This window comes from Sphingobacterium alkalisoli, from assembly GCF_005049105.1.
Taxonomy (GTDB): Bacteria; Bacteroidota; Bacteroidia; order Sphingobacteriales; family Sphingobacteriaceae; genus Sphingobacterium; species Sphingobacterium alkalisoli.
In genome coordinates, this window is record NZ_SUKA01000009.1 from 80,942 (window position 1) to 93,908 (window position 12,967).

The following is a 12,967-nucleotide window of genomic DNA, read 5'->3' on the forward strand; positions in this document are numbered from 1 at the left end:
TAAGCTACACCCTACGCCAAAGTGTTAAATCGAATTGCCTTAAGTCCGCTGATGCCCTGCACATCTTCCAGATCCAACGACTCTATTGGTGAGGTAATGATTCCCTCATTGCGCAAAATGCGCACAAAATCCATATACTCTTCATAAGTCTCCTCGCTTAAATACACAATTGCAATCTGATAAGGTTGTGTTAGCCGCTCATAGCTTCCTTTAATTGTAATCTTATCTATTCTCTTTTTAATAACCTGATAGCGGATATTATACGATCCCTCCACATCAAAGCGTCTTTCATCCGATCGGAAACCAACGTCGATTTCGGAAGAATTGACATATATCAGATAAGTTGTATCCAATGCATAGGGCAGATCCTCTTTCAGTGCATGCGTTTTGCGTGCGATTACAATCATGGATTTCAACTGTTCATACCGGGCTGCCTTTATATCATCCGGTCTAAAAGTACGTGCAGGCGATATACTTTTACCCAAATAAACATCAAATTCGATGCCGTCGGTCCGGAATTTATCGAAGTAACAAGCCACCCTTTCGTTGATGGTATCATGCAAAATATCCAGTTCGCCGCTGATAACTCGATTCAAGTTTTGAATCGAATCTTCCAATTTCCTTCGATGAAGATAGGCCACTCCCTGTTGTCTATCCACTATTTGTTCAAACCGCTGGACGTGCGGCTCACTTTTTATACAGGTCGTTCTAAAAAACTCGAGGAACCGCGGCACATCCTTATTACAGAAGTCCATCAGACGTACAAATACCTGTTCCAGGTAACCTGAGGCTAACTTCTCACGCCAATAGGCTGTAGCATGCTGTATTTCCTCATTTTTCATGAACGACAGATCTGCCGTCAACGCGGCTATCAAGACATCCAAAGCATCCAGATACACCTCCATATCCTTTACAATCGCATCGTTACGCGCAACAGTAGAGTTCCGGATATCAATCGCTCCATACAACGGTATCACGTTATCTAGCACAATATCCGCAATTTGAACATTATCCAATTCCAAAATATCTTGCTCTTGTATATATTTTACCGCAGCCTCCTTAAACTTCCATTCCACCGCAGGTTGTATCACGGTAAATTTATCAATAATAACGCTATTGATTCTGTTATTAAATTCCAGCGAAACTTCATACATGAGCTGTGCCAGCATATCCGAAATGTTTCTCAGCTTGACCAGAACCCGCTCGTCAAGTTGCGTGCTCTTTTCCGTATATACCTCAAAAATACCTGTTAAGTTATTTTTGTAAAACAATGGAAAGCAGACATAAGACCCAACACCTTTTCCCTGCATAAGCGCCGCAAAATCTGCATCAGAATTACTTAGCATACCCAGCACCTGGTAAAGAATGATTTTTGGGGACTCTTTATACGCTTGGAACCTATCTGCACAGACATACTTCTCAATGTTGAAGAATACGGAATGTTCAGCGATTTCATCCAGCATCAGCGTTTGCAAATTCTTTTGCCCAAATACCGGAATCAAACTAAACTTTACGTCTTTACTCCGAAAAACGGACTGTATGGTATGCAGAAGCTCGAGATAAACCTGCTTACTGCCTGTCGAACTCACATTGAACTTAAATTCTTTTATCCGCTCAATTTCCACACGTTCACTCACATCTTCTGCGTTGAGAATGGTAAATCCGTCAAACTGAAAATGAGATAACGGAAGAAAAGACTGTAATGCATCCAGCTTACTATTCTTGATTTCCTTCTGTTTTGTTATCTCCTGGTAATTAAGTGTAGGGAGGCTGTCGGAAATTAACCTAACATGTACATAGGTGAAATCAATTGTCCACGAATAATGATTTCGAAAAGTTTCCGAGGTCTCCGGCTCCATGTACACGAAAGACTGTTCCATATTGGTAGGATAGTCATAAAAACGTTCTAAAATGAGCGCGTACAATGAGCGTATCCTCCACTCCTGAAATTCCAAAAACTGCTCTTGTTTCATCATTCCCGACAATATGCTAAAGAAATCCTCCGTCCCGCATAACGTAAGTGTAACTCCGGGATCGAGTATCCCCCAACACAACGACTTATCTCTGTGTCCTTTGTGAAAACTAAATAATAAATCAAAAATGGATTGGCATTGCTCTAGACTTTCCGATCTAAGATCTCCATATTTTGCAAGATGCGTTTCAAATTGGTCCAGCACAAGGCGTGGTAAAACATTTTCCTGTTCTTGAGAAGATTCAATCATCCGCCGGAATACGGCCGTCAGAGGAACCAACGACAGCGACGTTGCTATTCGATGTGGATAAACCGAATTGATATCCGTTAATTTAATACGATCTATTTTCATCTGTTATCAGTTAGCGTCGCCTTCTATATAATTTATTTTTAATATTGTCGCTGTCCCAGCCTTGGTTCCTGCTTCATTGCTGATCCATAAGTTAGCTTCCGCATCGAAAGCCATTCCTTCCGGTTGCTTATATAACTTACCATCTAATGCAACAGCAGATTTTACTTTAAATTCAGAATCTGTTATTACAATTCCCATATTCACCGAAGAAAGAATATACCAGTCCTTGGTCACCGGATGCTGTGCTAATGCCGCAGGGCGCCAAGTTCTCTTCTTTCCGACCAATGCATATAGCTTTTTTAGGTCGACAGTAAGGGTATCGTCTACATCTAGTTTATCATTACTCGCATCCAACGAATAGATTGTCAGTGTTTCCTTCTTATTATCTACTGCGCATGATTTACAGAGTATATAAAGTTTCTGAGTGAGTGCGCTGTAAGCTAGCCCTTCGTATTCTCCCTTGGGCAATAATTTTTTGGTCGCTTTCACGGAAGTTAAATTGCCCGATTCGATTCCAGATCGATTAAACCTAACGATATTTCCGTCACTCCTCAGTATGAAAACCTCATCGCCTACTCTGGCGATATCTTCATAATCAGCATCTGCACCAAATTCGTACGGACGCACCTCATCGCCATCTCGTGTTATGGTGTACAAGGTTCCCGTTTCATCTTCCTGCGCAAGTAGCAGGTTGTAATTATCATCGCTAAACGTGATACCAGATATTTCCGCTAATCTTCCATCGAGTTGGATTACTTGTTGCGGTTTACCAAAATCATAATTAGAGGTGCGGTAGCCAGGCTCCTTCTGTTGTGAGCAGGCGAGGAGCGTTATACCAAGTAATACGGCAAACATCGCTAATGAACAAACGTTACTGGCATTTATTCTTCTCATATCACAACGTATATACAGCAAACGTGAAAACCAGTACAGAAACAATGATTCCATACATAAATATGTTGTACGCATGGCGTAGCAGGCGATATTTACGCCCCAAAACCACCCCTTGCGAATACACATCCTTAATCAACATACCATATAGATACTCCCGGTCGCCCATAGCTTTCAACATACCATCCTGATAATCTTTAAGGTCCATTTTATGAAAATTACCAAAGAACAACAAATTAGCCTGTTTGCTCTCCACCTCCTGTTTCGTAAAATATCCCGCAGATATTTTCGGCCGGGTGGCTAAGATAGCCACAACCATAGTGACCAGCGACACCAGTAAGAGGATCAACGTGGGCGCAATCAGGTATGCATTGTTATCCAGCTTACGCAGTAGTAAGGCAATGACGACCGAAAGGATAATAGAGTTGACCGTAATGAGAATATTAGCCTTATTATCCGCCATATCGCTTAGGCGTTGGTTGTTGGTCGCCGTAATCCGAAACATGGTTTCAATACCTCTATCCGGCATATTGCCTTTATCATTTTTTTTCTTGGATTTCATTCCCTTTTCATCTATTTCTTTGGTCTCCAAATCCTTAATGTTTTTTTCCTTGCCTGGATTTAGTTTTTGCTGTGCATATGTCGTATGATAGTTGTGGTTCTTTAAAAAAGTGATCGTCCCTTTTCGCCATAATCGTTTATCAAATTCTTTTCCTAGGACCGTTTCGACCTCTTGCCGCAAAAGCTTGTCCCGAGAGATGAAATCTTCAGATCCAAGATGAAATAAATCGGCATCACAAACTATCTGCTGTAACAGATTCTGCGGGGTCTGTGGAATTTTTGTCGCCAAGATACAGGCCTGGATTTCGGCTACAATTGTAACGTTTACTCCCTTCTCTTTGAGGAAATCGCCTGCCAACTTTGCACTGCGCTGTTCGTGATTTTCTGCACCGCCATTTAAATAGCCGGTATCATGAAAAAAAGCGGCCGTCAATACAATAAACAATTCTTCAGCCGACAGGTTATAATGTAAACCTATCTCCTTCGCAGCCTCTACCACAGATTCCGTGTGTCCATCATCATGAAAACAGTAGCAACTATTATCCTGTTGAAGGTATGTCTTTACATATTCCTCTGCTTTTTTAAGTAATATCTCGTGATCCATTAGCAAGGGGGTTAAAAGTGTTTATTTACATAGAGCAAATTAACAACATTCTGATCAAAATCTAGTAGATAGTTGCGATTGTCGTAAACATGACCAGCCTCGTTGTGATTGCTTTTTACGATCTGTATAAAAGGAATATGATCTTCGTACGCCAGGTCTACAGCATCGTCTTTATATGCATAGAACAGAATATGAGACGTGCCATCCTGCATCACATCGAGCACCGCATATCCACCCAAAGAATACTTAAACTGCAAACCCTTACCATTCGCAATTGCTGCGGTCTTCGAGGCTCCACCACTTACAATCTGCGTCATCTTATCTTTTTTAATATACTGCAATCCATGGTCGTGCCCCGCAATATAGATCAGGTTTGGATGGTTAGCTGCCAATTTATTGATATTATCGACCAATGAGCTGTATCTGGGATGAGGTTTGTCCTCTGCGTTTAAAAAAACTGTATTCCGCAGCAACGGGTACAGCGATCCGACGAGCGGTAAGGGCACATACAAATTTCTTCTAAGGTTCGTTAGTGGAAAAATATGATCTCTCCACGTGAAATGTCCGCCATGAGCCCCATACGAATACATCGGATGATGGCTTGCCAATACAATTAACTTATCCCGATATACATACAGGAGTTCATCTAATCGTTCAAATACCTGCGTTTCCGTTTTACATAAGCAATCCCCGTTCTGCTTACGGAAGGGATATAAAAACCATTCGCTATCATAGAGCAGCAGCACCGAATTAGTCGAAACCTCTATCGCGACCGGATCCGGACAACCCTTGGCGGGCAGAAAATGAAGGTTAGTATCCTGTTGTGCAAGGATAAAGTCAGCCTGGGCACGTACCCGCTCCAAACCGTCTCTTTTTTTATAATTCCAATCGTGATTTCCGGGTAAAAAATATACCTGTGCCCCCTTTTTAAGCATCGGTACATATTGAGATTCTAAAATACCTTTGGCTTCGTTGATGCCCTTTACATCCGTCAAAGGCATCCCATCCGGATAAATATTATCCCCCAAGTAAAGCACCAGTGTATTCTTTTCCACTACTTGCGAAGCAGCATGTTGTATTAAAGCCTTCTGCGTTTCGTTAATTTCTCCCGCATCACCAATGAGAACAATTCTCTTTTGAACTTGCGCCCCGATAATACCGAACGAAAAAAGCAATATAAAAAAGAGAAAATACCTCATGGTTGTTGATACGAATGCGTCAAAATTCCTACAGCGGTTAATTTACACATTTCATATCAAATCTAGCTAAAATGCTTTGCATTCACAAACCGAACGGAATGAGCTTATGTTTGCCTACACGATAAAAGATTGCCTCGAATAATCCAACATCTATACTCATAATTTAACGAGTTAAATGTACTAGAAAATTCGAGGCAACACCTACTATGACCTCATCATATCGGTACTACGGTAGCAATATACCTATTGCAAAAGCCACATCTTTGACCAGTGATTATTTACTTTTGGACTAAGCTTTTCCACTGCACTTAGCATCTCCTTTTCATTGAAGGCATCTTCGTACCAAAAACGCAGCGGTACATTTTTGCTATTCGATCCAGAGACAACCTGTTCATTCAGATCCGGAAATCCTGTTCTGCGCCAATCGAACCAAGATTCACCGGTCATCCACAAGGCGATCCATTTTTGAGTCATTATAGGTTTCAATTTGTTGGCTGCCTGTTGATATTCCTGTTTTATGTTTGTCACGAATGCCGCTCTGTCAAAAGGAACTAATCTGTTACCCTGCACATCATACACTGCAGCATTATCTCCATCCGCAATTGCATATTGTTCTAACGAACGAAGTACACCCGTTTCAAAATATGACCATGCATCGCCTCCAATCCATCCGCGTTGCGCGGCCTCAGCCAAGATCAAATACACCTCCGCACTACTCATAAACAAGGCTGGATTGAGCGGGTGCGCATCTTGCGTATAAATTTCGGAAAGATAAGAAAGATGCGGATTAGATGCCTCTCCCAGATAGATGCTATTGTTCGCGGATTGTATCTTGTCACGGAGAGTACTCACCGTATTACCCATGTTGTAATCGTTGGGGCTTGTCAACGCAACACCCAAACCTACAAATAAAGCCGTATTGATATCGTTTTCCAGATTGCTATCGTTGTTCCGATCAACGATATTGATATCTGTGTAGCGGGTCACAATACCTTGTTCTAATACCACATCACTTGCGGCGCCCTGCTTAATTTGCACATCGACGGGGCGGATCCACTTGGTCAAGCGCGGATCTTGTAATGCCACTAAGGTACTGACGATCGTAGCCGACGGCTTTCTACGGTAGAATTCCGAACGTAGTCGGTAGTTGATCGGACCACCAGGCCAACTGTTGATAGCATCTGTACCAATAAACTGTACCGCGGCGTTATCTTGTATCGTATTCATTAGCGGATGTTCGGAAGAATTGGCGATCATAGCAGCAAAATCCGCACGTGCGTTGATTTTTGAGGAAGACTTCTCCGACAAGCGCATGTAATACCGCAAGCGTAGCGAATTAGCAAACTTCCGCCATCGCTGTCCATCACCTTTAAATAACACATCAGCCTGAGCCGCCGTTTGCACTATGCCAACATCTTTCAACAAGTTATTTGCACGGTCTAGATCAGCTATCAACCCCGCGAATATATCTTCTTGCGCATCATATACCGGCTTGAAAAACTCGTCTCCACCCTTTTCTGCCTGCATAGCTTTGGAATAAGGAATATCGCCGTATGCAGAAGTCATAAATCCGTACCAATAAGACTTCATGATCAGTGCAGCAGCTTGATAAAACGATCTTTCATCCCCCGTTTTTTCTTCTTCTGCCCGACCATAAATGTATTCGCTATCCTTGATCGGTTCATAGTACTTCGCAAATGGTATAGAGCCCCATTCATAGGTATTGTGTGCATAGCTGGTAAAATCACGCTGCAAATACTGCGTAGCGGAGGAAAGTTCTCCTTGCTTATAGATCAAATCAACAGTGATTTGAGCAGATGTGGTCAAAATCCCAGTTAATACGTACTGGATATCAGTCTCTTTGTCGGGTAGCGAATTAGGGTTGATATTTATATCGTCGAGGGATCTGCTGCATGAAGCTAGTATCGTTACCAACATCACCATCACCCATTTTTTTATAGAACTGTTCATCGTTTTCAAGATATCTTTCATTAAAATGTAATATTAAGATTAAACCCGACAGGGATAGTCCATGGTGCAGTATTCCACTTTTCAAAGCCCTGTTGCCCTTCATTATATGCAGACTCCGGATCGATGTTGATCCCCGCCTTAGTCCACAGGATAACATTTTTTGCATACAGGGAAAGGCTAATTTTTTGGGAAGCCATCGAATGGGCGAGGCGATCCGGCAACTGATAGGTAAGCGTAATATCCCTCATTTTGACGAAGGAAGCATCATACATAAAGGCGTATCCTGTTCGCCAAAAACTTCCGCTGGATTCGATAAACCGGTAGGCATCAAACATTTTCGTTCCTTCAGCACCGAAGTTCTCTGTGTATGTGCCATTTCCATTGTCAATCACACCAGGAAAGAAAGCACCATTCTCTCCACCGTTGAACGGAAAGCCGCCGAGCTCGCCATTTCGCCCCCCTATCCAGACATTGTGGTCACGGTAATCTGCATTATTCTTGATTTCATTGGCCAATTGGTCTCGGTCGCCATTGAATGAATTGGCTCCTAATACCCCTGCAAACGTGCTAGAACTATATCCATTCTTCCAGTCTTCGACCTTACCATCCCGTGCAAGCCTTTTCATCGATTCAGAAAAGAACTGTCCGCCCTGACGCCAGTCGAAACTCGCTGAAAGGCTTAATTTTTTATACGTAAACATCGTCGTCAAGCCTATGGCAAAATCATTGGTGAAGCGGCCCACTTTGGGGAGCTTGCTCAGATCCTCCTGTATCTTCCAACGGCCATTGGCATCCAAGAGATTCCACCCCTTGTATTCCCCCTCCTCCACTTTCATCACATCAAAGGAATACAGGTCGCCGATAACGCCCCCCACATCGGTAAACGCATATTGACCACTGCCACCGCCGAATGATACGCGATCAATACCATCAACCAACTCCACCAAGCGACTGCGTTCTTTGGTAAAATTCATCCGCATATTCCACTCCAGCTCCTTTTTCTTGACCGGCACCAGCAAGAGCCCCAATTCTATCCCGCTGTTTTCAACATTCCCGGCATTGATAGTCGTACTGGTGTAGCCCGTCATCGGCGAAATGCCAACATTAAGGATTTGATTTTTGTTTTGCGCTTTGTAATACGTCGCGTCCAAGCCTACCCTACCCTTGAAAAAGGAGAGATCCGTTCCGAGCTCATACGAGGTCGCAATTTCAGGCTTCAAGGAACTGTTGGGCATGCTTGACGGTAAAGAATAGCTATATGCATCGCCCCAGTAGCCCTGTGTAAGCGTAGGTTGGATTAAGTACGGATCCGTATCTTTTCCCACTTTTGCCCATCCTCCGCGCAGTTTGAGCATGGATACCCATTCTGGCACATCTACCATCTCGGAGAGAAGCACGCTGGTTGAAATCGAAGGATAAAAGTATGACCTATTTTCCTTTGGCAAGGTACTTGACCAATCATTACGAGCAGTCAGATCCACAAATACACTGTTCTTATACCCCAACGATGCCATCCCATAGACACTATAGACCCTTTTTTCATATCTACCACTTTCGTATTCCAGACCTCCACGCATCACATTCGCCAACGTATACAAGCCCGGTAAAGCCAAATCATTTCCACCTGCGGCAAGAGCCGAACGATCTTGATACATGATGTTTGCTCCGATAGCAGGCGCAAAGGTGAAGTCGCCGACCTTTTTGTCATAAGACGTTAAAAAATCCACATTCGACTCGCGCTCCTGCTTGTTGCTGATATGGTAAGAGCCTTTAGGTCTACTTGCTCCGCTAAACCCGTCGAATGACCAAGGTTTGAGTATTTCTTCTTTATTGTCTGTACTACTGTATGCTGCTCTTAACATAGTCTTCCACGATGGTGCGATTTCCCAGTCTAATCTCAGGTTTCCAAATCCGCGAACATTATCAAATTTTCGCTTGCGTTCGTATGCAGAAAACCAGGGGTTGCTATATCCATCGGTCACCTTGCGTTGCTGCACATTTTTAGTTGCCCAATAATCGTCTTTCAGATCGTTGATATCGACGTGTGGCGGCGTATTGTACACATCATAGTACAGGTCATCTCCGCCATCGTTAATTTCTGTATAATTGTCCGATTTCGGATTTGAAACATTTACATTCGTCGTTAAGCTCACTTTGTTGGTTACTTTGTACACAGCCGTCAGTCCTAGCCCAAGTCGCTTCAGTTCCATTCCAGGAAAAATTCCTTTCCCATCCATCTGTGATAGCGACAATTGAAAACTACCTTTATCATAGCCCCCTGTTACACCAATATCGTTGATGGTTGTTACACCAGTCTGGAAATAATCGCGTAAAGCGTTATCATAGAACTGCATCGGCTTCTCCTCTCCATCGGATCCAAAATGAATAGCAGGTGTTCCTTCTTCTGGTCCAAACCAACGACCGCCATCGGCTTCGTTGAATACACCTCTTCTTCCATTAGTAAATTTATTCTGAAGCTCGATGTATCGGTAGGGGATACTGGGTGTAACATTGGTATTCACTGAAATCCCCAATCCCTTGGCCGTTCTCCCAGATTTGGTCGTAATCAGAATCACCCCATTTCCCGCTCGCGAACCGTACAGTGCCGCTGCACTAGCCCCTTTAAGGACAGATACTTTTTCAATGTTCATCGCACTGATATCAGCCATTACCGCCGTCCCTCCAACCGGCACACCATCCACCACCACTAATGGCTCGTCATTACCCGCTAAAGAAGTTCGGCCTCGTACATACACATAGGTCTCGGCATTGAGATCGTTTCCAGATCGACGAATATCCACGCCCGAAATCTTTCCGGAAAGACCTCCCAAAACATTTTCTTGCGGAACCATATTAATCGTTTCTCCCGGAACCTCACCTACCGCGTATCCCAGTTGTTTTTTTGCTCTTCCAATGCCCAAAGCCGTTACGACGACCTCTCCCAATGCACCTTCCTCTGATCGTAAGACGAAAGAAGCATCTACCAATCCATCCGCTGTTACCGACACCGTTTTACGCGCTGTCCGATACGAAATATAATTGACCTCAACCGTGTATCGCCCCGGTTGCACGTTGACAGAAAAGGCACCTTCATTGTCCGTACCAAAGTGGCGATCCAGTTCGACAATCTTTAAACTCGCTCCTGCCAAAATCTCGCCCTTCTCGTCGGTGATTGTACCAATAATACGACCGGGACGCTGTATAGCATATAGGGAAATCGTCCCGGATTGTTCCGAAAAAGCGATTTGTCGCCCCCTGAAAAGTGTCTTCAATACATATTCTAGCGATTGATCTTTAAAATAAACGTCCGTAAACGTAATCTTTTCCAAGTCCAAATGATTCGTGTACGCAAAGTTGATACCTACACGTTCTCGAAGGTCTTTGAGAATGGTCTTTGCATTGGCACTGCGGTATGACAAATCGATTCGCTGTTCCAATACCTGTCCTTTCAAATTTTCCGCTGTGAGAAAATGAGTGGCGGAAATAATAATGATGGTAGTGATCCATGTTAATCGCATAATTTTCTGCAATAACGGTATGTTTAATTTCATTAGCTGTTGTCAGTTGACCTCATCTTTTTTTCATACTTTTGAGGTCGTAGTGGTTAATTGATAATTTACTACAATGTTGGGCTGTAAGCTCGGTCGCCAAACTTCTGCTTCAGCCCGCATTTTCTATGCACAGGTACCGCACTTTGCCGTACCTGTGTTATTTTTGGTTAATAAATGTATATATCTCCAGTCTCCTCCTCTTTATAGTGCTTATTCAAAATGGTACATATCACACGCATGGACTCCTCCAATCTCATGCGCGCTGTTAAAGTCAATGTATAGCGGTAAGCGGACACCTCTGGATTATTGGTGGCAAGCCGTATGCCATACAAATTCTGTACGCCTTGGGCGAGTTCTTCAAAATTTGCATCGTCGAGCACGACGCTACCATCACGCCAAGATGTAGCTACACTTGTTATGTGGTCGTCAACGTGACACGATTTATCCGATTTCTGGTACGTCAGCCATTGTCCTTTGGTAAGGACAGAGAGCGGGTTGGAAGTGGTGTCTGAAATCGATACCTTTCCTGTATTTACAGCAATCTTTATCTGTTGCAAGCTGGGATAGGAACGGACGTTGAAGGAAGTACCGAGTACCGTAACAATGATCCCATCCGTACCTACCATAAACGGCAAAGCAGTATCTCGTTTCACATCGAAAAAAGCCTCACCTCTTAAGCGTACGGTACGCTTTCCCATACCATACCCCTTCGGTATATCCAAGATAGAGTTGGAATTAAGCCATACCTCCGTACTATCTGGCAACCGTACTTTTTTGATCTGTCTGGCAGCCGTAGTGATCTGCTGCGCAGCCATTTCCGACTTTGCCGAGACAAGGTCGCTTTCACCCGTTCTAAATAAACCCGTATAGATAGCTAATACCGCTCCCACAACAATTATTACGCTGACGGCAACTTGCATAGGCCTACGCATATACCAGATTTGAGCTTTTTTAGGTCGCGGAATGTTACGCCAGATGCGAGCCTTCAGCCGTTCTTTCTTTGCATCGTCAGCCAAATCCGGAACCTCTTTTCGTTCATTCTCAAAAGATTCATACCATCGGTCGACTACAAAGCGTTCTGCATCCGTAGCATCTCCTTTCTGGTACTTTTTCAATAATTGCTGTAGTATAGTGAATTTCACATCTTTCTCCTGTTACAACTATATAGTACCGAAGAGGGATCGATAGTACCTTAAGAAATCGTGAATAAAAAGTTAAGTTTGTGTGAACAAAAACAAGATAGTATAGAAAGAAGAGGGTATCTCTGGGTGTTCCTTCATTAATACCGTACGCAATCGTCTGAGCGCATCCGAGGTGTTGTTTTTAACCGTCTGCTCAGATAAACCTATGGCTTCCGCAATCTCGGCAATCGTGAATCCCTCCATACGAAGTCCGAAAATCTTGCCCATATTACCTGGCAACTGCTGGACTGCTTTATCCAGAGTAACCTGTATATCATTGACCGCCAACATATCCAACACTGTCGTTTCGATGTCGGTCATTTTTTGAAGCAAATAATCCGCAGCCTTTTGCTTTACGTCGGCCTTTATTGTCCGTTTGATGATCTGGTACTTCAGCGCTGTACGAAGATATGCTGAAAGGGAAGATGTAACGACAAGCGAATGCCTACGTGTCCAGATATTAGCGAAGATATCTTGTACCATATCCTCTGCTTCACTTCGGTCGCCCAATCGCAAATAAGCCTGGCGGTACATATCTTCCCAGTAGCGATTAAAAAGTAACTCAAACATACCGGGTTCGTCCTGCCGGATACGATCCAGCAGTTCCGCTTCCGTGATGTTGTCGTTAACCAGCATGTTGGCAAAGATAGCCAAACGATATTACGCTAATATTAACTCTCTACAT

General features: G+C 43.4%; 8 protein-coding genes. All 8 read right to left on the reverse strand.

The window, feature by feature from the left end; translation table 11 throughout:
• Window positions 1–11 precede the first annotated feature (11 nt).
• Window positions 12–2,324 carry a hypothetical protein gene (locus FAZ19_RS21340; protein ID WP_136822799.1) on the reverse strand — a complete coding sequence of 771 codons (2,313 nt, stop codon included), beginning with the start codon at window positions 2,322–2,324 and terminating at the stop codon, window positions 12–14.
• Window positions 2,325–2,330: 6 nt separating this feature from the next.
• Window positions 2,331–3,218, reverse strand: coding sequence for an SdiA-regulated domain-containing protein (locus FAZ19_RS21345; RefSeq protein WP_169305736.1), 888 nt, complete (start codon window positions 3,216–3,218; stop codon window positions 2,331–2,333).
• Between the two features lies 1 nt (window position 3,219).
• Window positions 3,220–4,380 carry a Pycsar system effector family protein gene (locus tag FAZ19_RS21350; RefSeq protein ID WP_136822801.1) on the reverse strand — a complete coding sequence of 387 codons (1,161 nt, stop codon included), beginning with the start codon at window positions 4,378–4,380 and terminating at the stop codon, window positions 3,220–3,222.
• Window positions 4,381–4,391: 11 nt separating this feature from the next.
• A complete protein-coding gene (locus tag FAZ19_RS21355) occupies window positions 4,392–5,579 on the reverse strand; it encodes a metallophosphoesterase (RefSeq protein WP_136822802.1) in 1,188 nt (395 codons plus the stop codon).
• 243 nt (window positions 5,580–5,822) lie between these two features.
• The gene (locus FAZ19_RS21360; RefSeq protein ID WP_136822803.1) at window positions 5,823–7,571 is read right to left on the reverse strand and encodes a SusD/RagB family nutrient-binding outer membrane lipoprotein; all 1,749 of its coding nucleotides are present in this window, start codon (window positions 7,569–7,571) and stop codon (window positions 5,823–5,825) included.
• Window positions 7,571–11,101 carry a SusC/RagA family TonB-linked outer membrane protein gene (locus FAZ19_RS21365; protein ID WP_136822804.1) on the reverse strand — a complete coding sequence of 1,177 codons (3,531 nt, stop codon included), beginning with the start codon at window positions 11,099–11,101 and terminating at the stop codon, window positions 7,571–7,573. Before FAZ19_RS21365 ends, FAZ19_RS21360 begins: the two co-directional genes overlap by 1 nt.
• Before the next feature lie 167 nt (window positions 11,102–11,268).
• Window positions 11,269–12,243, reverse strand: a complete 975-nt coding sequence (locus FAZ19_RS21370) for a FecR family protein (RefSeq protein WP_136822805.1) — start codon at window positions 12,241–12,243, stop codon at window positions 11,269–11,271.
• 72 nt (window positions 12,244–12,315) lie between these two features.
• Window positions 12,316–12,918: an RNA polymerase sigma factor gene (locus FAZ19_RS21375; RefSeq protein WP_136822806.1), complete on the reverse strand. Its 603-nt coding sequence runs from the start codon at window positions 12,916–12,918 to the stop codon at window positions 12,316–12,318.
• Window positions 12,919–12,967: the final 49 nt, after the last annotated feature.